Origin of the sequence: Citrobacter sp. BDA59-3, assembly GCF_015167655.1 — a bacterium.
Classification (GTDB): Bacteria; Pseudomonadota; Gammaproteobacteria; order Enterobacterales; family Enterobacteriaceae; genus Phytobacter; species Phytobacter diazotrophicus.
Genome location: NZ_CP063427.1, coordinates 1,226,705 through 1,250,624 on the forward strand (window position 1 = coordinate 1,226,705; position 23,920 = coordinate 1,250,624).

A 23,920-nucleotide genomic window follows, 5' to 3' on the forward strand; every position below is an offset into this window, starting at 1 on the left:
ACTTTACCTGAAAGCGTCCCTGATAAATCAGGAGTCGTGATTAACTAATGGAGCCAACCGGGTCGCCATCCAGTCGGCAATAAAAGGCTGAGCGTCACGGTTCGGGTGGATCCCATCATCCTGCATCCATTGGGGTTTGAGATAGACCTCTTCCATGAAAAACGGCAACAGAGGAATATCAAACTCTTTGGCGAGCTTAGGATAGATGGCGCTGAATGACTCAGTATAACGGCGTCCATAGTTGGCGGGCAGCCGTATTTGCATCAGCAAGGGTTCGGCGTTTGCGGCTTTTACCGCCTGCAAAATGGTACGCAGCGTTTGTTCTGTTTGTTGAGGCGCAAAGCCGCGCAGACCATCGTTACCTCCCAGCTCAATCAACACCCAGCGAGGCTGATGCTCTTTAAGCAGCGCGGGTAAACGTGCCAGCCCCTGTTGCGAAGTGTCGCCGCTAATGCTGGCGTTGATGACGGGAGGTTTTTGTTGCCACTTCTCGTTGAGCAACGCAGGCCAGGCGGTATTGGCCGCCATGCGATAGCCCGCGCTCAGGCTGTCTCCCAGAATCAGTAACGTGTCCGCAGCGGCGGCACGCAGGCTAAACAGAAGCAAAAACAGGAAGGCCAAATGCCAGCGGAAAACATTGTTGAAGTTCATCATCTTAAGAAGTCCGTCGGTCAGGGGGAGCATGAACTTTCCATCCTCACCGGAGTTGAGCTTGTTGTCAAACGGGCGCAAACCATCGCCCTGATTGGTGAATCAGGCTCGGGTAAGTCAACATTGCTGGCGATTCTTGCCGGGCTTGATGATGGCAGTAGCGGCGAAGTGAACCTGCTGGGCCAGCCGCTTCACGCGATGGATGAAGAGGCGCGGGCAAAGCTGCGTGCCGCGCACGTCGGTTTTGTTTTCCAGTCTTTTATGCTGATCCCCACCCTGAATGCGCTGGAAAACGTCGAGCTTCCGGCACTGTTACGGGGAGAAAACAGCGCGCAGAGTCGTGCCAGTGCTAAAGGGTTACTGGAAGAGTTGGGGCTGGGGAAACGTCTCGATCACCTTCCCGCGCAGCTTTCCGGCGGCGAGCAACAGCGTGTGGCGCTGGCCCGTGCGTTTAATGGTCGCCCGGCGCTGCTGTTTGCCGACGAACCCACCGGCAACCTCGACAGGCAGACCGGCGAAAAGATTGCTGATTTGCTCTTCTCGATGAACCAGCAATATGGCACCACCCTGATTCTGGTCACGCACGATCCTCAACTGGCGGCGCGTTGCGACAGACGATTACGTCTGGTGAACGGCGAACTGCGGGAGGAAGCATGATCGCCCGCTGGTTCTGGCGCGAATGGCGCTCTCCCTCATTGCTCATTGTCTGGCTGGCGCTAAGCCTGGCGGTGGCCTGTGTGCTGGCGCTGGGCAATATCAGCGACCGGATGGAAAAAGGATTAAGCCAGCAGAGCCGCGAGTTTATGGCTGGCGACAGGGCGTTGCGCAGTTCACGTGAAATTCCGCAGGCGTGGCTGGAAGAGGCGCGAAAAGAGGGGCTTAAAGTTAGCGAGCAAATCTCATTTGCCACGATGACCTTCGCCGGTGACACACCACAACTGGCAAACGTGAAAGCGGTGGATGACAGTTATCCACTCTACGGCGACCTGCAAACCACGCCGCCTGCGGTCAAACCGCTGGCCGGAACGGTGCTACTGGCCCCACGGCTGATGGCGCTGCTAAACCTGAAAACCGGCGACTCGATTGATGTGGGGGATGCCACGCTGCGTATCGCCGGGGAGGTGGTGCAGGAGCCAGATTCCGGTTTTAACCCGTTCGAAATGGCGCCCCGATTATTAATGAATACGGCGGATGTGGCGAAAACAGGAGCGGTACAGCCAGGAAGCCGCGTCACCTGGCGGGTAAAATTTGCCGGGACACCCGCACAACTGGAAGCCTACGAAAAATGGTTACTGCCGAAGCTTAAGCCGGAACATCGTTGGTATGGCCTTGAGCAGGATGACGGCGCGCTCGGCAAGTCATTACAGCGCTCCCAGCAATTCTTGCTGCTGTCGGCGTTGTTAACCCTGCTGTTGTCAGTCGCGGCGGTGGCTGTCGCGATGGGGCACTATTGTCGCAGTCGTTACGACCTGGTGGCCATTCTCAAAACGTTGGGGGCGAGCAGGGCGCAGTTACGCAAATTGATCATCGGGCAGTGGCTGATGGTGATCGCGCTGGCGTCCATCACCGGTGGCGCGATGGGGCTGTTGTTTGAAAAAATCCTGCTGATCTTGCTCAAGCCGGTTCTGCCGGTGGCACTCCCTGCCGCCAGCGGCTGGCCGTGGCTCTGGTCGATTGGCGCCATGCTGGTGATTTCGTTGCTGGTGGGGGTACGGCCCTGGCGCTTGCTGCTGGCAACGCAGCCTTTGCGGGTATTGCGGCGTGACGCTGTCGCCGATGTCTGGCCGCTGAAATTTTATATTCCCGTTATCAGTATCGTGTCTGTGTTGCTGCTGGCCTGGCTGATGGGGGCCAGCATGCTGCTGTGGTCGGTGCTGGCGGGGGCGGTGGTCCTGGCATTGCTGTGCGGCGTAGTCGGCTGGCTGCTGCTGCGGGTAATGAAAAAGCTTACCCTCAAAACATTGCCGCTGCGTCTGGCGGTCAATCGTCTGCTGCGCCAGCCATGGTCGACGCTGAGTCAGTTATCGGCTTTCTCGCTGTCATTCATGCTGCTGGCAATGTTGCTGATGCTGCGTGGCGATCTGCTCGACCACTGGCAGCAACAGCTTCCACCGGAAAGCCCGAACTATTTCCTCATTAATATTGCCCCGGAGCAGGTCGAACCGGTGAAAGCGTTTCTCTCTGAGCACCAGGTGATAACCCAGGCGTTCTGGCCCATCGTGCGTGCCCGACTGACGCAGATTAACGGTCAAAGTACGGAAGGGAACCCGGATGAAGCGCTGAACCGAGAATTGAATCTGACCTGGCAGGGGGCGGAAGCAAACCACAACCCGGTTATCGCAGGCTCCTGGCCACCAAAACCCGGTGAGGTCTCGGTCGAAGAAGAACTGGCAAAACGTCTCAAACTTAAGCTCGGCGACAGCGTGACCTTTATGGGTGATACCCAGGATTTCAGCGCTAAAGTCACCAGCCTGCGCAAAGTGGACTGGGAAAGCCTGCGTCCTAACTTCTTCTTTATTTTCCCGCAGGGGGCGCTGGACGGACAGCCGCAAAGCTGGCTAACCAGTTTCCGCTGGCAGAATGGCAACGGTATGCTGACCCAGCTTAACCGCGAGTTTCCCACCATCAGCCTGCTGGATATTGGCGCTATCTTAAAACAGGTTGGCCAGGTGCTGGAGCAGGTGAGTCGGGTGCTGGAAGTGATGGTTGTGTTGGTCACCCTGTGCGGCGTGCTGCTGTTGCTGGCCCAGGTGCAGGTGGGGATGCGCCAGCGTCATCAGGAACTGGTGGTGTATCGTACGCTCGGTGCCGGCAAGCGACTGTTACGCACCACGCTGTGGTGTGAATTTGCCCTGCTCGGGCTTGTCTCCGGGCTGGTGGCGGCGATCGGTGCGGAAACGGCGCTGGCGGTGCTGCAAACAAAAGTCTTTGATTTCCCGTGGGAGCCGGACTGGCGGTTGTGGTTAACCTTACCGCTGTGCGGCGCCGTTTTGTTATCCGCATGCGGTGGCTGGCTGGGTACACGGCTACTTAAAGGGAAAGCGCTGTTCCGTCAGTTTAACCAGTAAAATCATGTCATTTTGATTACACGTCGGTTAAATAATCGGCGTGTATTTTTTTAAGTGCACAAATTGCTAACTACCTGATTTTTAAGCGCACAAAGTACGAAAAACTCGACAACATAGCGTGCTTAATCGGCGTTAATATTCAGCTGGCAACTATTTGGCTGCTTATTAACCAAGGAAACAGCATGGCACATAAAATAAAAGCGCTGGCGATAACGATCGGCGCGGCACTGGCGATGACCTCATTTGCAACGCAAGCAGAGATCACGCTGTTGAAACAAGATCCGCAGGCGGGCGATCCGTTAAGCCGTCTGAATTTCACCGTGGGCGGCAGTATTCGTCCGCAGTTCAACATGATGACGGGAGATGGCGATAAAGGCTCTTACAAACGTAACGGCTTCGACGGCGGTACCCGTTTCCGCTTCGCCAGTGATTACTACCTGTTTGATGACATCAGTTGGATTAACTACTACGAGCTGGGCGTCAATATTCCGGCGGTGTTTGACTGGGATAATCACTATGCAAAAGGTGCCCACGACACCACGCGCCGTATGCTCTATACCGGACTGAAAAGCAAAACCTGGGGGACATTAACCTACGGTCAGCAAAACAGCATTTACTATGATGTGGTAGGGGCGAAAACCGATATCTGGGATTACGACATGATCGGTCAGGCGCCGGGTAACGGTATCAACGGCGACTATGATGGCTCTTATCGCTCACGCAATATGCTGAAATATAAGAATACGTTCGGGGATGCGGATGTTTACGCCTCATATCTGTTCGATGACAACGAATATCTGCCGGGTAACGGTTTGCGTTACAAACGTAAAGGTGGTGGCTCGCTGGGCCTGGATTACCATCTGACTAACACCCTGACATGGGGCGCGGCCTGGAACTATACCCGTGCTGAAATGCGCAATCCGGGCAATGACGACAGCAAAACGTATGACCAGAATATTCTCGGTACTGCGCTGAGTTGGACACCGGATAACTGGACCTTCTCCGCTGGCGGCGGCTGGTATCAGAACTTCCTGCTGAGCAAGAAAAACACGGTTCACAATTACTTCGCGGGTGATGCGTGGGGCGTTGAATATTTTGCCGGTTATAAGATCCCGGTTAATCAGTACGCTGTGAAATCTGTCCAGCCGTACTTTATGGGCGATCGCATCGAATACGTGAATGGACGCAACTATCAGCGTATCGATAATGGCGTAGGTATTAGCTTCCAACTGGATTATGGTTTCCGCGTGGATTACGAACACGTGTTTACCTCCAGCACCGACGATCTGGGCGATATGAACCTGGTGCGTCTGCGCTACGACTTCTAAAATTCCAGGCATTTGGCTATCTGACTTGCCAGTTTGAATCCGGCAGCGCTCGAAACCCCACGTACTGCGTGTCCGTTCCGGTTTCTGCGCGCTGTCTGTGTTCAACCTGTCTGCGCCGATAACGCCCACTGACCCCGGAATTAGCGTCCTGCACTTCTGCTTAGCAAAGATCTCACTTTGCTTATCTAAAAAAAGCATAAAGGAAGGCGACTGAATTTCGCTTTTCTTTATGCTTCATCGCCTTAGCTTTGCAAAATCTCCCATCATTCAGTGACATACTTCACAACAACATGAATTTATTTCAATTACCGCTACGTTATGTTTATGCCATCTTATCCCTGTAATGAATATGGAGCGCGCCGCGTCGACGGTGCGCCACACAGCAGACACACTTCGTTAGGGAGAATGTATGGGACGTCGTCTCGGTTTACGCGCCACCGTTGGGGCGCTACTTCTGGCATGCGGTTTATCTTCCGCGCAGGCCAATAGCGATCCGCACACCATTGTCTTCGGCGTTGCGCCGGGGCCATATGGCGACATGGTCAAACAGGCCATTGAGCCGTCACTGAAAGAGAAAGGCTACAAAGTCGTGGTGCGCGAATTCAGCGACTACGTGCAGCCGAATATGGCGCTGTCGAATGGCAGTATTGATGCCAACCTGTTCCAGCACTCGCTCTATTTCGATAAATTCACCGCGGATAAAGGGCTGAAGCTGACCAAATTGATCACCGTACCGACGGCGGGCATGGGCTTCTATTCCCACAAAATTAAAAGCCTCGATGAGCTGAAAAAAGGCGACATCGTTACGCTGTCCAACGATCCGACTAACCTGGCCCGTGGCCTGCGTTTCCTGAAATCGCTGGATCTGATCACTATTAAAGACAATATCGATCCGACCAAAGCCTCTGAACGCGATATTGCCAGCAACCCGAAAGGGCTGGTGTTTAAGCCGCTGGAAGCCGCGCAGTTGCCACGTACGCTGGATAGCGCCACTGCAGCCCTGGTCAACGGTAACTTCGCTATTGCCGCTGGTCTGGATCTTTCTACTGCGATCAAGCAAGAACATCTGGATGAGAATCTCAAAAACATCATTGCGGTACGCAGTGAAGATGCGGATAAACCCTTCGCCAAAGACATTGTTGAGGTCGTGAAATCTCCGGCTTACCGTGCGGTGATTGACGATCCGAAAAATGTTTACGGTGCCTTCCAGAAACCGGAGTGGATGACTGCCGCTGATAAGAAGTAAGGGCAGCGCTGGGTTAACAGGCAGGCTGCGGCCTGCCTTTTGCTATTTGAGGGACACATGATTGAGATAGATAAGGTGTGCGTGGATTTTCCCGCCGTGCGGGGAGCGAAACCCATGCGTGCCGTGGACAACGTCAGCTTGCGTATTGCGCCCGGTGAGATTTTTGGCATTGTCGGCACCAGCGGCGCGGGGAAAAGCACCCTGTTGCGTACGTTGAATGCCCTGCAGCGCCCGAGTGAAGGCTGCGTCAAAGTGAACGGCGTGGCGATTTCAAAAATGGAAGGCCTGACGCTGCGTAAAGCCCGTCAGCGTATCGGCATGATCTTTCAGCACTTCAACTTGATGCATACCCGCACCGTCGCGCAAAACGTGGCGTTCAGCCTGAAAGCGGCGGGGTGGGATCGCAACAAAATCGCCCCGCGCGTCACGGAAATCCTTGAACTGGTGGGGCTGGGCGACAAAGCAAACCGCTACCCGGTACAACTGAGCGGCGGGCAGAAGCAGCGTGTCGGTATCGCTCGCGCTATCGCTAACCACCCGGACGTGTTGCTGTGCGATGAGCCGACTTCGGCGCTGGATCTGGAAACCTCGGCCACTATTCTCGAACTGCTCAAGCAGATCAACGCACAGCTCGGTATCACGATCGTGCTGATCACCCATGAGATGAACGTGATCAAATCCATCTGCGATCGCGTGGCGGTCATGTCCGGCGGCAAGGTGGTAGAAATCGGCGATGTGTTTGATATTTTCGCCCATCCGCAGCATGCCTTTACTCAACAACTGGTTTCACGCACGTTGAATTTGACGCTGCCGGACCGTCTGCGGGAGCACCTGCCGGGACAATTGTTGAAAATCCTGTTTATTGGCGATTCTGCTGAGCAGCCGGTTCTCTCTGATGCGGCCATCAACTTTGGTGTGGCGGTTAATATTCTGCACGGGAAAATTGAGTATATCGGTGAGCGCGCGCTCGGCATTCTGGTGGTGCAACTTACCGCAGAAGACCCGGCTGTTGTCGAACAGGCGGTAGACTACATTCGTAACCGTACCGCTCAGGTGGAGGTGATCCGTGGATAATTTACTGGCTGATTTGAGCCTCGCGTTTGGTGAAACCTTCCAGATGCTGAGCATCTCAACGGTGCTGGCGATCATCGGTGGCCTGCCGCTGGGGTTTCTGATCTTCGTGACCGACCGAAACCTCTTCTGGCAAAACCGCGCGGTCTATCTCATTAGCTCCGTGCTGGTGAACATCATCCGCTCCGTGCCTTTTGTCATCCTGCTGGTTCTGCTGCTGCCGTTAACCCAGTTTTTGCTCGGCAACACCATCGGGCCGATTGCCGCATCGGTGCCGCTGTCCGTGGCGGCGATTGCCTTCTATGCCCGTCTGGTGGACGGCGCGTTGCGTGAAGTGGACAAAGGCATTATTGAAGCGGCGGAAGCCTTTGGCGCCAGCCCTATGCGCATCATCTGTACGGTGCTGTTGCCGGAAGCCAGCGCGGGCCTGCTGCGTGGGTTAACCATTACGCTGGTGAGCCTGATCGGTTACTCGGCGATGGCGGGGATCGTGGGCGGCGGCGGCGTCGGTGACCTGGCTATCCGTTACGGTTACTACCGCTACGAAACCCAGGTGATGATTGTCACCGTGGTCGCGCTGATTGTACTGGTGCAGGTCGTGCAGATGCTGGGTGACTGGCTGGCACAAAGGGCGGACAAGCGCGACAGGCATTGAAATGTTCCCGGATGGCGGCGTGACCGCCTGATCCGGGCTACGAGCTGAACCGTAGCCCCGGCAAGCGCAGCGCCGCCGGGGAGCCAGTCAGGCAAGTTTTGCCTGTGCCCAGGCGATGCCGCTGGCATACTCTGGCGGTAGCAGCGGCACCAGCGCTTCCAGCGTCGCGCTCAGGCGGCCGGTGTCGCTGTCATTCAGGTTAAGGTGCCCCACCTTACGGCCCGGACGCACCTCTTTGTCGTACCAGTGCAGATGCACCAGCGGCAGTTTTAACCAGTCATAATTCAAATCGCTGCCGATCAGGTTCACCATCACCGACGGGCTGTTAACCACCGGTGGCGGCAGCGGTAAATCCACCACCGCGCGCAGATGCAGCTCAAACTGACTGATAGACGCGCCGTTTTGCGTCCAGTGGCCGCTGTTGTGCACACGTGGCGCCAGCTCATTGATTAGCAAGCCCGCCGGGGTCACAAAGCACTCCATCGCCATCACGCCCACATAATTCAGCTCGTGCATAATGGCAGAAAGCATACTTTCCGCTTGCTGTTGCTGGCGCATGTCGGCCTGCGGAAAGACCACGCTGGTGCGCAGAATACCGTCCTGATGCAGATTGTGAGTCAGCGGATAGAACACCGTGCTGCCGTCATGGCCGCGTGCGCCCACCAGCGATACCTCACCGGAAAAATTGATGCCCTGCTCAACGATGCATTCGCCGTAGCAGTCATCCGGCAATTGTTCCGTCTCGTCTGCACGCAGACGCCACTGACCGCGACCGTCGTACCCGCCCACGCGGCGTTTGACAATCGCCAGCTCGCCCAGCGTATTGAAGACCGCAGGCCATTCGCTTTTGTCTGCTAGCAACTGCCACGGTGCGGTGGCAAGCTTAAGTTTGTCGAACAACTGCTTTTGCGTCAGGCGGTCGGCAATAATCGGGAACACATCGCGATTCACAAACGCCGGATGACGCGCCAGCTCGCGGGTCAGCGCGGTTTCCGGCCAGCGTTCGATCTCTGCGGTAATCACGCTCTGGGCGAACGGCACCGCTTCCGGGTCTGCATCAAGCCCCACGGGCCAGACGGCGATACTCAGCGGTTCACCCGCCTGGCGCAGCATGCGGCCAAGCTGACCGTTACCTAAGATGCAAACCTGTTTCATGCCGCACCCCGTGGATCCGGGTTTTCCAGCACTTCGTCGGTCTGGGCGCGGCGGAACTCGGCCAGGCGCTGATGCAGTTCGGCGTCGTGCTGGGCCAGAATTTGCGCGGCCAGCAGGGCGGCATTCGCGGCCCCGGCTTTGCCAATGGCCAGCGTACCGACCGGAATACCGCGCGGCATCTGGACGATAGAGTAGAGGCTATCCACACCGCTCAGCGCGGCGCTCTGTACTGGCACACCCAGCACCGGCACTAATGTTTTCGCTGCAATCATCCCCGGCAAGTGCGCCGCGCCGCCTGCACCCGCAATGATCACCTGAAAACCGTTCTCTTCGGCGCTTTCGGCAAAGCTGAACAGTTTATCGGGGGTGCGGTGAGCGGAGACGACTTCAACGTGGTGCGGGACATTCAGGATATCGAGAATTTCGGTGGCGAACTGCATGGTCGCCCAATCGCTTTTCGATCCCATGACAATGGCGATACGCGCCGGTTGGTTAACAGAAGACATGCGTTAAGAAAACTCCTGTGGGTGTGACTACGGACAGCTTTTGAGGGCACAAAGAATAGCACGGAAAACGGGCAAGGAAAACGGTTGCGTGGCGATGGATGCTGCAATCCGCTGTTGCGGAGCATGCGCATCAGCGGTTCAAATTCTTAGAACGGAAAAGGGATCAGCTCGACGTCGGCGGCGGTCACTTTCACCATAGAGCCCTGGGTGTGCCAGGCGCCGAGGACAACGCGCATGGCGGGTTTACCGTTTGCGATAAGCTCGTGCACGTCCGGGCGATGAGTATGACCGTGAATCAGGCACTGAACCCGGTGTCTTTCCATCGCGGCAACCACTGCCTGCGGATTAACGTCCATGATGGCCAGCGATTTGCTACTGTTGGCGGCTTTGCTTCCCGCGCGCATTCTGGCTGCGATACGTTGGCGAACAAACAGCGGCAGGGCAAGAAACAGCCTCTGTAACCAGGGCTTGTGGACTTTGGCGCGAAACGCCTGGTAGCCTGCGTCGTCCGTACAGAGCGTGTCGCCGTGCATAATCAGTACCTTGCGGCCATAGAGGTCGAGCACTTTCTCTTCCGGCAGAAGCTGCATGCCGCTTTCGCGCGCAAAGCGTTTGCCGAGCAGGAAGTCGCGATTGCCATGGATGAAGTAACAGGGCACGCCACTGTCGACCAGCGCCTTAATGGCGGCGGCAATGTCACGGTGCAGGGGTGTGGGGTCATCGTCGCCAATCCAGGCTTCGAACAGGTCACCCAAAATATAGAGCGCGTCAGCCTGACGTGCTGAGCCTGTCAAAAAACGCAGAAAACCGGCGGTGATCGCCGGTTCTTCTGTTTGCAGATGAAGGTCTGCGATAAAAAGTGTCGCCACGATTACTCGCTGACGGTCACGCTTTCAATCACGACATCTTCTTTCGGCACGTCCTGATGCATACCGCTGCGGCCGGTAGGAACGGCTTTAATTTTGTCTACCACGTCCATGCCTTCAACCACCTCGGCAAACACACAGTAGCCCCAACCCTGCAGGCTTTCGCCAGAGAAGTTCAGGAAGTCGTTATCCACGACGTTGATAAAGAACTGTGCAGTTGCAGAGTGCGGAGCCTGAGTACGCGCCATTGCCAGCGTGCCACGGGTGTTTTTCAGGCCGTTGTTAGCTTCGTTTTTGATCTGGTCTTTGGTTGCTTTCTGATGCATGCCCGGCTCGAAGCCGCCGCCCTGGATCATAAAGCCATTAATGACACGGTGGAAAATGGTGTTGTTGTAAAAACCTTCACGGCAGTAGTCCAGGAAGTTTTTAACTGTTTCAGGCGCTTTATCATCAAAAGTTTTGATTACGATGTCGCCGTGATTAGTGTGGAAAGTAACCATTTTTGCATCCTGTTCCGGTAGAGTAGTGCGCAGACCCGACTGTGGGTCAGTGATAGTCGCTTGTTATAGCATAACCGGGAGGTTGGATCACCTTGCAAAGTGTGCTGCTTCGGGATTGAATTACAGGTAATATATGCGTTTTTCCGTTCCACACACGTCTACATGGAATCTTCGATGTTAAAAATCTTCAATACACTGACGCGCCAAAAAGAGGAATTCAAACCTATCCATGCCGGGGAAGTCGGCATGTACGTGTGTGGTATCACTGTTTACGATCTCTGTCATATTGGTCATGGCCGTACTTTCGTGGCGTTTGATGTGGTCGCTCGCTACCTGCGTTTTATCGGCTATAAGCTGAAATACGTGCGCAATATTACCGATATTGACGACAAAATTATCAAACGCGCCAATGAAAACGGCGAAAGCTTTGTGGCGCTGGTCGACCGAATGATCGCGGAAATGCACAAAGATTTTGATGCCCTCAATATTCTGCGCCCGGACATGGAACCGCGTGCGACGCACCATATCCATGAGATCATCGAAATCACTGAACAGTTGATCGCTCGTGGTCACGCCTATGTTGCTGACAATGGCGACGTGATGTTCTCTGTGCCGACGGACCCGAACTACGGTCAGTTGTCGCGCCAGGATCTCGACCAGCTGCAGGCGGGGGCGCGCGTAGACGTCGTTGACGTGAAGCGTAACCCGATGGACTTCGTGCTGTGGAAGATGTCCAAGCCGGGCGAGCCGAGCTGGACCTCGCCGTGGGGCGAAGGGCGTCCGGGCTGGCACATTGAATGTTCCGCGATGAACTGCAAACAACTGGGCAACCATTTCGATATTCACGGCGGCGGTTCTGATCTGATGTTCCCGCACCATGAAAACGAAATTGCCCAGTCAACCTGCGCCCATGACGGCGAGTATGTGAACTACTGGATGCACTCCGGCATGGTGATGGTCGATCGCGAGAAGATGTCCAAATCGCTGGGTAACTTCTTTACCGTCCGTGATGTGCTCAAATATTACGACGCCGAGACTATTCGCTACTTCCTGATGTCCGGCCACTATCGCAGCCAGTTAAACTACAGCGAAGAGAATCTCAAGCAGGCGCGTTCAGCGCTGGAACGTCTGTATACCGCGCTGCGCGGTACCGACAGGTCTGTTGCGGCGGCCGGTGGCGAGGCGTTTGAAGCGCACTTTGTTGAGGTCATGAACGATGACTTCAACACGCCGGAAGCCTATTCGGTGCTGTTTGATATGGCGCGTGAAGTGAATCGCCTGAAATCAGAAGATATGGCGGCGGCGAATGCGCTGGCCTCGCATCTGCGTAAGCTCTCTTCTGTGCTGGGGCTGCTGGAACAGGATCCCGATGCGTTCCTGCAAAGCGGTGCGCAGGCAGACGATAGCGAAGTGGCTGAGATTGAAGCGTTGATTCAACAGCGTCTGGATGCGCGTAAAGCGAAAGACTGGGCAGCAGCAGATGCGGCGCGCGACCGTCTTAATGAGATGGGCATTGTGCTGGAAGATGGCCCACAGGGTACGACCTGGCGCCGTAAGTAATTACTGCTACTGAGGGGAACGCGATGTTCCCCTTTCCCCTTTCCCCGTTCATGTGTTCGAGGGTGACATTTCGCCATGAACATACGGTGAACGGAACCCTCCACCTGAGCCGCATATTCCCCTCACCCCAACCCTCTCCCCAGGGGCTGAGGAATCCCCAGTAATCTTACGTTTTACAGCGATAACGCCGCTTAATAAGAATAAAACAGTGACAGCGATGACAGGGTCCGGCTGAAAATCGATGAGGCGTCGGCGGCTGACCGGGGCCGCCCGCAGGGAAGCGGGCGGAGGGGATAGCCTGCAAGGACGCAGGCTGGTCCCCGACCCGAAAGTCAGACGACATAAGCATCATGGACCGCGCCAGCGGCGATTTTCCTGGCCGGGAACCCGGGTCGCCAGGGGGGTGGCGGTGAACCCCCCTGGCACGTTCACGGGTTCTGTCGCGACAGAAAAGCAACGAACATAAGGTGAACGGAATGACCATCAGAGCCGCATTTTTCCCCTCACCCTGGCCCTCTCCCTCAGGGAGAGGGGACCGTTCGTGCTCGCATCTTTGTGGGGATTCCTCAGCCCCAGGGGAGAGGGAGAAAACCGGTCGTAGCCCGGATAAGGCGGCTACGCAGCCTGAATTATCGGGACCGCCAGTGCCACAGCACACCCATCAGAATGAGTCCCGGCACCCACACCCACAGCAATTCCGAAATGATCACCTGATGCCCGTAAGGCGTCATATACCGCGACAGGGCAAAAGGCGCGACCTTAATCACCTGCCAGGGCGCAAAAAAGCGTTCATCTGACCATGGCCAAAGCCAGCCAACTCCTTTGCCGCCGGTGGTAATCGAATCCAGCAAACTGTGCGACAGCAATGAGACGGTCAAAAAAGCCCAGCAGCGCATCAGGCTCGCTTTAAACCAGCGTCGCCCCAGCCATGTCACCAGAATCGGCACTACAAAGGCGAATAACAGCGAATGGGTGAAGCCTCGATGACCAAACACATTGCCGTACGCCACGCCAAATTTGAATGCCAGCACATCGGCATCCGGCAACATCGCAAGGGCAACGCCTGCCAGCAATAATCCCCTGGGGATCACCTTGTTGCCGAGTCCCAACCCCAGGCAAAGTGGTACGGCGGCGTGAGTAATAATGGTTGGCATTGTCAGTCCTTGAACAAAAGAAAAGAGTATAAACGAGACGGCTTATATCGCCGGATGTGTGCTTTCTGATAAGTCAGGATATAAAGAAAAAATTATTTTTGCGATGCGGCAGGAAATTAACATCAGCGTTTTCTGATAGTTGGTCTGCCGTATAAACAGGGTGATGTTATACAAAAACCGAAATACCCGCTCTGATGCGCATGGTGACTTATCCGGCAGAGTGCGCCATGACACCTGAAAAAATGGGGGATGTGGCGAATGCTGCCGTCGTAATGAAACGCGAATGACTCAGTGCAGCATCCATTAAAAACGCGGGCCAATACTCGCTTTATTATGCGGATTCCCGCACCACCAGTTGCCCGGAAAGGGTAATCGTCTGCGTCAGCAAATCTGGCTCTTTCAGCTTACGTATAATCAGCCCCGCAGCCTGACGGCCCGCCTCTTCACTGGCCGACGAGACATAGGTAAAAGAGGGGGAGGTGAGATTCACGTGGAGCATATCCTCGAAGCCTATCAGCGCCACCTGTTGCGTCAGAAAGACATCTTTACCGATGGTGCGCCCCACCTGATGAATACCGCTGATAGAGCCAATCACCGCGTTCGGCGAATGGCATAGCAGGGCGGTGATGGTGTTGTTTTTTTCCAGCAAATGACGCGTTGCCAGGCTGGCTGATTCGGTCGATTCACTGCAGGCGGGAGCATACTCATCGCGCAGCACCATACCGTATTGCTTGAGGGCGCTGTGTACGCCCAACAAACGTTGGTGACGTACCAGGTCTTTTTCCAGACCGCCGATATAGGCGATGCTGCGATGCCCGCGTTCGATAAGGTAGCGCGTGGCAAGGCTTGCGGCCTGGCGGCTATCGCGCATCACCAGATTGCAGCTCTCGGCGGGCATGGACTGGGACACCACCACCATCGGCAGCGGACACTGGCTGATTTTTTCCGGTAAATGCGGATTAAGGGGATCCGACGAGAGATATATCACGCCCGCCACGCCCTGTTGCTTAAAAGAGAGCAGACAGCGTTCCAGGTGCTCATGATCATCCAGCGGCTGTCCCAGGAAGACCATATAGCCCTTACGCTCCAGCTCCTGGACAATGCTCGCCATCACCTTGATGGAAAAACTGTCGCTGAAATCACGTAAGATCAGGCCAATCAGGTTCGAAGTATTGGCGCGCAGATTAGCGGCAGCGACATTGTGCACATATCCCAGTTCATTGATAGCCGACTGAACTCTCTCGATGGTGGCATCGGAGATTTTTCCCTTTTGGCGCAACACCAGAGAGACGGTTGAAACCGAAACGCCCGCCAGTTTAGCGACATCAATGATGCTGACCTTTTTCAATCGTGCTCCCTGAAAGTACAGAATAATCAGTCAGAAATAGTAAAGCCTCCTGCATAAATACAGGAGACTTATTTCACCTTACCAGCACAAGGTTATTTGCCAAGCGATGTCGCCATAGCCTGAGCAATAAACTGGGCTCTGGCGCCGAAGATCACCTGCACGCCTTTATCCCCGACAAAGACCACGCCGCGTGCACCCACACCGTTAAGTCCTTCTTTATTAACCTGGCTGCCGTCCAGCACTTCAATACGCAGGCGGGTAATACAGGAACCAACGGAATCAATGTTTTTCGCCCCGCCCAGCAGGTCCACAATCTCGGTAACCAGCTCCTCGTCCGTTTTGTCTTTCGCGTCCGCAGACACTTCGGTACGGCCCGGTGTTTTGATATCAAACCGACGGATAACAAAGCGGAAAGTAAAGTAGTAGATCAGCGCCATCGGCACGCCAATGATCACCGCATTCAGGTAGTTTGTCTCATAGCCATTAAACGACGGCAGAATACCAAACGAAATGTAGTCGATAAGACCGGCTGAGAACGACTTTGCGATATGCGCATGCATCAGGTACATGGACATGTAGGCCAGGCCCGCCATGATCGCATTGAACACATACAGAATCGGCGCGACGAAGATAAAGGTAAATTCGACCGGCTCAGTGATGCCCGTTAAGAAGCAGGTCAGCGCGGCGGAGAAGAGAATACCCGCAGCGATTTTTTTGTTTTTGGTATGCGCTTCGTGGTACATCGCCAGACAGGCGGCAGGCAGTGCGAACAGCATCAGCGGGAACTCGCCCTGCATGAATTTACCGGCGTTCTGATAGGTGTCGCTACTGAACGACTTGGTGCCTTCCTCCAGCATTTTGAACCAGATTGTCTGGTCGCCGTGGATAACCTGGCCTGCCTGAGTGGTGTAGTCACCGAAGGAGTACCAGAACGACGGATACCAGATATGGTGCAGGCCGAGTGGGATTAACGCACGTTCTGTCAGGCCAAAGATAAAGGTTGAGGCCGCCTGATTATCGCCGTTAACGATAACGGAGAGCGCGTCTATGCCCGCCTGGATATGTTGCCAGACGTAGGGCAGCAGCAGGCCGAGAATAAACGACATAAACGCAGTGGCGATGGCAACAAAACGCTTACCGGAGAAGAAGCCCAAAAACTCAGGCAACTGCATGGTGTGGAAGCGGTTGTAGCACCAGGCTGCGAGGATGCCGCAGATTAAGCCGCCAAACACCCCCATTTGCAGCGACGGGATACCGACCACCATCGCATATTTTCCGCCCTGTGACGCCATTTCCGGCGTAATCGACAGTACGGTGCTGATGGTAATGTTGGTGACAAACACCGACACGGCCGCAGAAAGGGCGGCAATCCCGGATTCAGAGGCCAGACCAACCGCAGAGCCGATGGCGAACAGCAGCGGCAGGTTATCGAAAATAACCCCACCGGCATTCATCATCAGCGGTAAATGAAACTTATCGCCAAACGCCAGCAGCAGACCGGCGGCAGGCAGTAATGAGATGGGCAGCATTAATGCACGCCCAATCATGGACAACTTTGAGAGTGATTTAATAAACCCTGATAACACATTCATCGTGTGATTCCCCCGAATCCAGGCTTTTTGTTGCGCTAAACACGCACATTTATTGTCAGTAGAACGTTCTAGTAAAACGTTCTACTTATCGTGTTAGAAGCGATTCTTCTCCGCAACTGAAATTTCACTTTCGGCCATAGCAAAATGTGATTATTTGAAGGCGATCAATTATTGACCGTGCTGATAGTAAGGGAAATGGAGAGGGAAACAGGCCCGGTGAACGGGCCTGTAGAAGGGATATCAGGCGACTACGGTGACGCTTTGTCCCTGAAATACAACGGTTTGCCCGGCAACGATCTTGCAACGCTTACGGGTTTCGACCTTGCCGTCGACCTTGACCAGACCGTCATCAATAGCGATCTTCGCCTGCGCGCCGCTTTCGCTCCAGCCTTCCAGTTTCAGCAGATCGCACAGTTCAACGTGCGGATGCTTGCCCAGTGAGAATGTTGCCATCTTATGCTTTCTCCACGTCGTGGTACTCTTCGCACGCCTGTAGTGTGTTCTGAATCAGGGTTGCGACGGTCATCGGGCCTACACCGCCCGGCACCGGTGTGATGTATGAGGCGCGCGCCGCGGCGTCTTCGTAAACCACATCGCCAACCACTTTGCCGCTTTCCAGACGGTTGATGCCAACATCAATCACGATGGCGCCTTCTTTGATCCACTCACCCGGAATAAAGCCCGGTTTGCCGACCGCAACGACCAGAAGATCGGCGTTCTCCACGTGGTGGCGCAGGTTTTTGGTGAAGCGGTGGGTCACGGTGGTGGTGCAACCGGCCAGCAGCAGCTCCATGCTCATCGGGCGACCGACGATGTTAGATGCGCCGATGACCACGGCGTTCAGGCCGTAGGTATCAATGTTGTAACGCTCAAGCAGCGTCACGATACCGCGCGGGGTGCACGGGCGCAGACGCGGCGCACGCTGGCACAGGCGGCCAACGTTATACGGGTGGAAACCGTCGACGTCTTTATCCGGCGAAATATGTTCCAGCACTTTGACATAATCGATACCGGCAGGCAGCGGTAACTGAACCAGAATACCGTCGATTTCGTTATCGGCATTGAGCTTGTCGATAAGCGTCAGCAGTTCGGCTTCGGTGGTGGTTTCCGGCAAATCGTAGGAGCGGGAGATGAAACCCACCTCTTCACACGCTTTGCGTTTGCTGCCGACATAAATCTGCGACGCAGGGTTGCTACCGACGAGGATAACGGCCAGACCAGGGGCGCGTTTTCCGGCTGCCAGGCGGGCTTTCACCTTTTCAGCAACCTCAGAGCGCACCTGCTGCGCAATCGTTTTACCATCTATAATCTTTGCTGCCATCAGAGAGAAGATTCCATCTGTAACTAAAAAGAAGTGGGGATGTGTATATTTTGTCAGAAGTGGGCGGCGCTGTCAGTTACCGTTTATGTTTCGTGCGTAAAGGCAGGGCGGAGAAAGTGCGCAATGGTGCTCACTTCGCGAGCATCTGAGAGCAAAGTCATTGACTCGACAGGTGTTGACCGTATAATCCCGATCCGCAACTCTCCCGTAAGGGATATCAGTGCGCCCTTAGCTCAGCTGGATAGAGCAACGGCCTTCTAAGCCGTAGGTCACAGGTTCGAACCCTGTAGGGCGTACCATTTCAAATCAATGAGTTACCAGTTTATCTTCACCTCCATATTTTCATGGTGGGACATATTTGGGACATCATCGTTAAAAATCGCATCAATCTGGCGTGCATGTTCAGTAAAATGGTTAGGTGCAAGGTGGGCATACCGACGCACCGTTTCTATTGACTCCCATCCGCCCATCTCCTGTAAAACGGATAATGGGACGCCTGATTGTATTAACCAGCTTGCCCATGTGTGTCTCAGGTCGTGAAACCGGAAATCAGTTATCCCCGCTCGGCGACATGCTGCATTCCATGCCCTGCTGTCATCGACGCGCATCTTCCTGACTTGTGGCGTTAACGTTCCATCTGGTCGATGCCAGGCTTTAGTGTGAACGAACACCCATTTATGGTGCTTACCTATCTGCTCCCTGAGTACACGGCATGCTGTATCATTCAGCGCTACGCCAATAGCCCTGTTTGATTTGCTGTCCTCAGGATTTGTCCACGCAACCCGGCGTTGCATATTTATCTGGGTAAAGCGAGTCGCTATATGCTCATTCTTCATGCCGGAACATTAAAAATGATGTCTGAGGTCACCTCCAAATTCCTCATACAGCCAGGCGATATTCTTTACCCCGTCAGTGATGCCATGTATCTGATAAATAAAAATGAGAATCAGCGTCTGAAGATCACCAGTGCCTCTGTATTTTCGGCCACACAGTGGTGTTCTTTGAAAAAGTCATGTAAAAGCACCCCGCTCAAAGCAGAAATTACAGGGTAAAACCACCATCACCCACTTGCGCCTGTGCATACCATTTCATCAACTCAGCTGTTCCTGGCTCGTTTTCGGCGGGTGCCCATGGGGCCATATCTTGCTCAGCTACTGGCTGGTAACCTCCGTGTTTTACCTCAAAAATAACGCCTCCTTTATCCATCGACAACACTGCATGCCAGGTCCCAGCATCCATTTCCAGCAGCTTGCAGTCTTCACCTAACACAACGCGGTGGGTTACGTTGCCTTCGTCATCAAAATTCAATACCAAAAAGCGTCCGATGAGGGATGTCAGCAGCTCAAACGTGTGCGGGTGGCGGTGAGGGCGAACATAGGTACCCGGTTCCATAGCGATAGCCAGGCGCTGAACAGGATCGCTCAATTCAGAGTGGAGATTACGATGAGCACGTAAGCGAGGGGAATTTTCAGCCTGTTCGCTTTGTTCTTGTAGATCACTGAACGTAATTTGTTTCATATTAGCCTTTGTGAATGTAGGTCGCTCACAGGAACCCGGATGCCGTGAGGTTTTATGCTATCAATATCTTTTTAATCATTATCGTTTCAACTTTCCAAAGCAGAAACAGGATTTGTTACTTTTACTGAAAATACCTTATCATTTTTTCGCCTATGTATCAGATCATTCATTGCATGGTGTCAACGGGATATGTTCTGCTCATCGGTGAAAATTACATATTATCGATAGTAATGTCTGCTCCTGGCACGAGGCGGACTAGCAAACAGAGCTGAAAGTCCGCTATGAGCGAATAGCGGACGTTTACTTTAGTTCTGCAGCAGAAAGAGATTTTGTAACGTAGTAAGGTACTAATCAACAAAGGGCAAGTCAGTAAACAAGCCGATATTATTAACCTGCCGTTGTATCTGATATAAAGGGCAGGTCAGTCGTTGTGCAGATAATCAATAATTTTCTGTCTCCCACCAGCCTCGGCCATGATTTTAACCATTTGTTGCGCCGTAGTGTTACCGGGGGACTTCCCTCAAGGCAGGCTTTTCTGGCGCAGATGGCTATGCCTTTTTTGCGCCAGAAGAGAAGCAACTCTAGACTATCTTACTAAGTAAGAAAGTCTTAATCGCGTCAATAGCTCTGAGGCAATCATGCTAAGGGACAACGCAACCAGCGTCATTATCATAGACATCACATATTTCTCGAGCAACGAGGAGAATATAGGAATTGCCATGAACATACATTTCATAATCATATAATGAGTCAAGTAAATTCCAAATGAACATTTTCCAATTCTTTCTATAATGTTTGATTTTATTTTTGTGTTTCTCAGGAATATAAATAAAAAAACTGCAGATGGGAGTAGGAATATAGATGAAGAGTAGTTGCTAAGCACCCGCCAGTCATTCTCATTAAAAAAATCAGAAGTGAACATAAAATTTTGACAAATGACGCTAGTAATGGCGCTAATGACGGCTGCTAATAGTGCTAAATAAGGCTTGGTTTTGCAAATTTTTAGTCTGTCGTTATGAATAGCGTAACCAATAACCATGTACATCAGAAATGTTGCTTTGTCACCTGCATCAAATAATTCAAAACCCTGAGCATCTATAGTTGTCATTACCTTTGACAGTGGGCCACATAAAATCAATAATGAAATAAAAAACGTAAGAGCCTTGCTAGACATTGATCTAACAGCAAGTCCAATTAATGGTGATGCTAACAGTAAAGGTATGTAAGCGCACAAAAACCATAAGTGTATTGCCTTGTCATAATTAAATGATGTTAACATGTTATTAAACAATAATGCGTCTTTTATTTCAAGCAGCGCATTCTTACCATCAGCTATGTAGAATACGCTATTTGTCGCTATGGAATATATTGACAGGATGATTGTTAACCTGAGGCATCTCTTAAAAAGTTTGGCTGTATCAAATGTGTCCTTTGATAAGAGCAATGCTCCTGAGCAAAGAAAAAATAACAGCACGCCATTTCGGTCTATTGAGTAGAATGCGGTTTTTAAAATAAACCCATAAAAGTTAGTTCCTGCCATTTCTCTTGCGTGGGTCTCTATAACAAGGAAGATGGCCAGACCTTTTGAAAAATCCAAATAATTATGACGTGATTTATCCGTTGTTAAGCTGGCGCTCTTTTTTCCAGTTTCTTCGACTTCTGAAGGGCTAAAAATTGTGCTGCTCATCCATATGTCTCTTTGGTGTTATTGATTTGAAGGAAATAGAAAGATTATGATAGTTCAACAACTGTTGCTTTGGAGTTAAGTTTTTTAAATCAACTTAAGATTGTTGATTTATCTAGCTAATATGCCATACCGTGCTGAGAGGATGCTCAGAGAACTGATTGGTGCCTTGCCATCTCACGATTGCATCCTCTTCGCCATAGATTCGAAAATCTCCACCGTAGCAGCTGACTAAAAATGGTATTCAAGAATACTGTTTTTATAAACAGGATTTCGGTCGGTGGCTAAGCCCTGCAGAAACGATGTTTTGTCGCGTTTCGTGACACCATTCAGCTTAAGCCTAAGGATATAATTTGTTAAAAAAAGAAGAAATAAACGAACGAGCGTTGGTTGGCGGTTCAGTCAAAATTGTTCGTAAATAAGTTTAGGATGAAGTTGATAATCCGATATTTGGGTCAATAAGTGTATTTGATGAAAACGGTAATTTCCTTGAGAAAGCAAGGTTCCAAAAATGGAAACTGTCAAAGTTCCAAAGAAAAATACTTTGTAAGGTCTGTTGAAAGTAAGCGTACTCATTATGGATGTATAGCACAGAAAGTTAAAGCATCGCCAGACATGCTTGAAACTGGTTATTTTGGTGATTAATTCGAAGGCGAAGTTGACTCTCTTGGATTGCGATATGACTAGTTCATTTCTCCAATTATATAGGCACTACAAGATGCAATTTCAAGCATTGGGGGATTGTAAAGTAAATAAATTTAAGGGGTGATATACATCACCCCAGTGTTTTATTTCTTCATTTCGCTCAATTGTTTTTCTAATTTTGAAACTCTCTCATCAAGAGCTAGCAGGTCGTTTATTTTTTTGCCATTTATATAAATATCGCCATTAATGTAAACGCCGCCGTCATTATCAACAGCAAATATTTCTTTAGTGTTATCATTCGAAACTATGCGAGTGCCACCCTGTCCATTTCTTATGGAAATCCAGTTTCTCTTATCATCTGATTCGTTCCATCTCAGGCCACCATAAATTTCGCCTGATTTACCTTCGTTCAGGATGATACCAGTGCCAACACCTTCTGAGCGGGCCTGCATGATACCTTCTCTGAACAGAGATTTCCTGAAATCAAAGCCCATTTTGGCTTTATCAAAGTCAGCAACGATAAGTCTTCCGTAGTCAGCTATGGAGTTTTTGAAATAAATTCCACTTTCCCATACACCGCGTCTCTTTTCGGCAGGAACGTCCTTATCGGTATCTTCACTGCGTACTTCCATAGCCATAGAATTAGGATTACCGAAGCCAACTACCTGCAAACCAACTTTTGATTTGTTAGGAAATACGCCTGGCTTTCCGCCGTTAAGCACGTCAATTTCAACACCAACAAGTTGGTTGTCATAATCGTCCGGGTTGAACGTGAAATCAGAGCCAGCAGGTGCCAGATCATGATACTTACCGTCTTTTGCAAAGGCTTTAAAGTCAGACCTTGCACTAAACAATGCACCCCATGCTTGTGAATCTTTAGCTATTGCAGCGGAATCGCCCCAAATAGAAACGGCATTAGTGTTAGGCTTAAAGTTCCATACTTCACTCAGGAAATTTTGATAGCGATTGTTAAGGCTATCATAATTATCAGTATCTTGATTTGTTAAATCATGAGCTTTTACTGGCTCACCCTTCCAGTTATAGAACTGGGAATTAGGCTCAATGACATCCGTTATGATTTCATGACCACGGAGGGCTGTGTTAAGTCCTTCGTATTGTGTCCAAATACCATTTGCTCTTGGGTGGTTTCCCCTTACAGTAACCTCATTTAATTTTTCGTTACCTTTATCATCTTGTGAATAACCTGGCCCTGATATGAATAGGCAACTTAATCCAAAAACAAAAAATGATTTGATTTTCATCTTAAAAATTCCTCTCCATTATTACATTTCCATTTTGTGGCAGGACGGTATGTTGCCAGATTTTGGGGGGGTGTTATAATTATCATCACGTTTTTCAGTGTCTGAAATAAAATATTAATTTTTATCCTTCTTTTTTTTCCATTTTTCTGTTTCATGTGATTATCAATTGCAGATGGCGCAAGAACAGAAAATGTTTTTGAAAAAGTAAAGGATATATTTTTAATTATTTTACCAATCTTCATGACAGCTTTCTTTTGATATCAGCGGTGGCGCGATTCTACCATGACATAAACATGGTTGGTAGCTTGCCAGATCCACTGGTGTAGCGAGTGAGCGTTTCGCAACCACTGATTTATCTGGAAGATAGACGTAGCTAATATGAGCAGATTTGAGACACGCAAGCTTTGCAAGTCTTTGCATGTATTCGCATTATGGTACATGTGAACGCAGAAATGACGCGGTAACTTACTGTTAACTTAAGTAGTTCCAGGAACGGCTAAGCCGTAGCTCACCGGTTCGAATCCTGTAGGGACATTTTTCATCCACACAACGATTCGTTAAACCTGATTTGGTATGGCTGTTCCGCTGCTCTTTGTGCATACGCCTTTTCGGAGCCCTTGCGTAATTCCAGCCGCGCGTTGATGGCTTCTGCCGTGATAGCACATCCTGTATTTTCTAACTCCATCACAGCGTAACCGATAGCTTTCGCCATCTCCTCTTTACTCTGTTCTGTTGCTCGCATAAAACCACCTCAACGATAAGGGAATCCACTTTTCTGACTATTACACCT

25 protein-coding genes and 1 tRNA gene are annotated in these 23,920 nt (G+C 51.8%); 10 read left to right on the forward strand and 16 right to left on the reverse strand.

What is annotated here, in order from left to right; genetic code table 11:
• Positions 1–27: 27 nt before the first annotated feature.
• Entirely contained in the window at positions 28–654 is a 627-nt protein-coding gene (gene tesA / locus IP582_RS05665; protein ID WP_193795331.1) for a multifunctional acyl-CoA thioesterase I/protease I/lysophospholipase L1, read from the reverse strand.
• On the opposite strand from tesA, the gene ybbA reads away from it, so the two are divergent.
• The 6 genes from ybbA to IP582_RS05695 all read left to right on the forward strand — a co-directional run bounded on the left by ybbA (position 622) and on the right by IP582_RS05695 (position 8,019).
• The gene (ybbA, locus tag IP582_RS05670; RefSeq protein WP_193795332.1) at positions 622–1,308 is read left to right on the forward strand and encodes a putative ABC transporter ATP-binding protein YbbA; all 687 of its coding nucleotides are present in this window, start codon (positions 622–624) and stop codon (positions 1,306–1,308) included. The two genes, tesA and ybbA, sit on opposite strands and share 33 nt — an antisense overlap.
• Entirely contained in the window at positions 1,305–3,719 is a 2,415-nt protein-coding gene (gene ybbP, locus IP582_RS05675; protein ID WP_193795333.1) for a putative ABC transporter permease subunit YbbP, read from the forward strand. The genes ybbA and ybbP overlap by 4 nt, the downstream gene beginning before the upstream one ends.
• A gap of 182 nt (positions 3,720–3,901) precedes the next feature.
• Positions 3,902–5,047, forward strand: coding sequence for a porin (locus IP582_RS05680; RefSeq protein WP_193795334.1), 1,146 nt, complete (start codon positions 3,902–3,904; stop codon positions 5,045–5,047).
• A 409-nt stretch (positions 5,048–5,456) separates the two neighbouring features.
• Positions 5,457–6,293 carry a MetQ/NlpA family ABC transporter substrate-binding protein gene (locus IP582_RS05685; protein WP_071195801.1) on the forward strand — a complete coding sequence of 279 codons (837 nt, stop codon included), beginning with the start codon at positions 5,457–5,459 and terminating at the stop codon, positions 6,291–6,293.
• Between the two features lie 57 nt (positions 6,294–6,350).
• Positions 6,351–7,367 (forward strand): virulence-associated ABC transporter ATP-binding protein SfbB, encoded by a 1,017-nt coding sequence (sfbB, locus tag IP582_RS05690; RefSeq protein WP_193795335.1) that lies wholly within the window; start codon positions 6,351–6,353, stop codon positions 7,365–7,367.
• Positions 7,360–8,019 (forward strand): methionine ABC transporter permease, encoded by a 660-nt coding sequence (locus IP582_RS05695; RefSeq protein WP_041852434.1) that lies wholly within the window; start codon positions 7,360–7,362, stop codon positions 8,017–8,019. Before sfbB ends, IP582_RS05695 begins: the two co-directional genes overlap by 8 nt.
• Before the next feature lie 87 nt (positions 8,020–8,106).
• Here IP582_RS05695 and purK read toward each other — a convergent pair whose 3' ends face one another.
• From purK to ppiB, 4 genes are all read right to left on the reverse strand, one after another.
• A complete protein-coding gene (gene purK / locus IP582_RS05700) occupies positions 8,107–9,174 on the reverse strand; it encodes a 5-(carboxyamino)imidazole ribonucleotide synthase (protein ID WP_125125188.1) in 1,068 nt (355 codons plus the stop codon).
• Positions 9,171–9,680 (reverse strand): 5-(carboxyamino)imidazole ribonucleotide mutase, encoded by a 510-nt coding sequence (gene purE, locus IP582_RS05705; protein WP_193795336.1) that lies wholly within the window; start codon positions 9,678–9,680, stop codon positions 9,171–9,173. The genes purK and purE overlap by 4 nt, the downstream gene beginning before the upstream one ends.
• Before the next feature lie 146 nt (positions 9,681–9,826).
• Positions 9,827–10,549 (reverse strand): UDP-2,3-diacylglucosamine diphosphatase, encoded by a 723-nt coding sequence (lpxH, locus tag IP582_RS05710; protein WP_193795337.1) that lies wholly within the window; start codon positions 10,547–10,549, stop codon positions 9,827–9,829.
• 2 nt (positions 10,550–10,551) lie between these two features.
• Positions 10,552–11,046: a peptidylprolyl isomerase B gene (ppiB, locus tag IP582_RS05715; RefSeq protein ID WP_041852430.1), complete on the reverse strand. Its 495-nt coding sequence runs from the start codon at positions 11,044–11,046 to the stop codon at positions 10,552–10,554.
• A gap of 174 nt (positions 11,047–11,220) precedes the next feature.
• Here ppiB and cysS point away from each other — a divergent pair, with 174 nt between their 5' ends.
• Both cysS and IP582_RS05725 read left to right on the forward strand, forming a co-directional pair.
• A complete protein-coding gene (gene cysS, locus IP582_RS05720) occupies positions 11,221–12,606 on the forward strand; it encodes a cysteine--tRNA ligase (RefSeq protein ID WP_193795338.1) in 1,386 nt (461 codons plus the stop codon).
• Positions 12,607–12,847: 241 nt separating this feature from the next.
• The gene (locus IP582_RS05725; RefSeq protein WP_193795339.1) at positions 12,848–13,072 is read left to right on the forward strand and encodes a hypothetical protein; all 225 of its coding nucleotides are present in this window, start codon (positions 12,848–12,850) and stop codon (positions 13,070–13,072) included.
• Between the two features lie 163 nt (positions 13,073–13,235).
• On the opposite strand, the gene IP582_RS05730 is transcribed toward IP582_RS05725, so the two are convergent.
• From IP582_RS05730 to folD, 5 genes are all read right to left on the reverse strand, one after another.
• Positions 13,236–13,760: a metal-dependent hydrolase gene (locus IP582_RS05730; protein WP_193795340.1), complete on the reverse strand. Its 525-nt coding sequence runs from the start codon at positions 13,758–13,760 to the stop codon at positions 13,236–13,238.
• A gap of 331 nt (positions 13,761–14,091) precedes the next feature.
• Entirely contained in the window at positions 14,092–15,108 is a 1,017-nt protein-coding gene (gene malI, locus IP582_RS05735) for a Mal regulon transcriptional regulator MalI (protein WP_071195796.1), read from the reverse strand.
• 92 nt (positions 15,109–15,200) lie between these two features.
• Positions 15,201–16,700, reverse strand: a complete 1,500-nt coding sequence (locus tag IP582_RS05740; protein ID WP_193795341.1) for a PTS transporter subunit EIIC — start codon at positions 16,698–16,700, stop codon at positions 15,201–15,203.
• 240 nt (positions 16,701–16,940) lie between these two features.
• Positions 16,941–17,153 carry a ribosome-associated protein YbcJ gene (gene ybcJ, locus IP582_RS05745; RefSeq protein ID WP_041852425.1) on the reverse strand — a complete coding sequence of 71 codons (213 nt, stop codon included), beginning with the start codon at positions 17,151–17,153 and terminating at the stop codon, positions 16,941–16,943.
• Position 17,154: 1 nt separating this feature from the next.
• Complete coding sequence (folD, locus tag IP582_RS05750; protein WP_041852424.1) at positions 17,155–18,021, reverse strand: bifunctional methylenetetrahydrofolate dehydrogenase/methenyltetrahydrofolate cyclohydrolase FolD; 867 nt, start codon at positions 18,019–18,021, stop codon at positions 17,155–17,157.
• Between the two features lie 222 nt (positions 18,022–18,243).
• On the opposite strand from folD, the gene IP582_RS05755 reads away from it, so the two are divergent.
• A tRNA-Arg gene (locus IP582_RS05755) sits at positions 18,244–18,320 on the forward strand.
• A gap of 15 nt (positions 18,321–18,335) precedes the next feature.
• Here IP582_RS05755 and IP582_RS05760 read toward each other — a convergent pair.
• Complete coding sequence (locus IP582_RS05760) at positions 18,336–18,842, reverse strand: tyrosine-type recombinase/integrase (RefSeq protein WP_370551809.1); 507 nt, start codon at positions 18,840–18,842, stop codon at positions 18,336–18,338.
• A 33-nt stretch (positions 18,843–18,875) separates the two neighbouring features.
• Between IP582_RS05760 and IP582_RS05765 the strand changes: the two genes are divergently transcribed.
• Complete coding sequence (locus tag IP582_RS05765) at positions 18,876–19,073, forward strand: hypothetical protein (protein WP_255520046.1); 198 nt, start codon at positions 18,876–18,878, stop codon at positions 19,071–19,073.
• Here the strand turns inward: IP582_RS05765 and IP582_RS05770 are convergent.
• From IP582_RS05770 to IP582_RS05790, 5 genes are all read right to left on the reverse strand, one after another.
• Positions 19,063–19,539 (reverse strand): WbuC family cupin fold metalloprotein, encoded by a 477-nt coding sequence (locus tag IP582_RS05770; protein ID WP_193795343.1) that lies wholly within the window; start codon positions 19,537–19,539, stop codon positions 19,063–19,065. The genes IP582_RS05765 and IP582_RS05770 overlap by 11 nt on opposite strands.
• Before the next feature lie 586 nt (positions 19,540–20,125).
• Positions 20,126–21,226, reverse strand: a complete 1,101-nt coding sequence (locus IP582_RS05775) for an acyltransferase (protein ID WP_193795344.1) — start codon at positions 21,224–21,226, stop codon at positions 20,126–20,128.
• A 785-nt stretch (positions 21,227–22,011) separates the two neighbouring features.
• Complete coding sequence (locus IP582_RS05780) at positions 22,012–23,130, reverse strand: hypothetical protein (protein ID WP_193795345.1); 1,119 nt, start codon at positions 23,128–23,130, stop codon at positions 22,012–22,014.
• The gene (locus IP582_RS05785; protein ID WP_193795346.1) at positions 23,127–23,372 is read right to left on the reverse strand and encodes a hypothetical protein; all 246 of its coding nucleotides are present in this window, start codon (positions 23,370–23,372) and stop codon (positions 23,127–23,129) included. Before IP582_RS05785 ends, IP582_RS05780 begins: the two co-directional genes overlap by 4 nt.
• Before the next feature lie 296 nt (positions 23,373–23,668).
• The gene (locus IP582_RS05790) at positions 23,669–23,872 is read right to left on the reverse strand and encodes a hypothetical protein (protein ID WP_193795347.1); all 204 of its coding nucleotides are present in this window, start codon (positions 23,870–23,872) and stop codon (positions 23,669–23,671) included.
• Positions 23,873–23,920 lie beyond the last annotated feature (48 nt).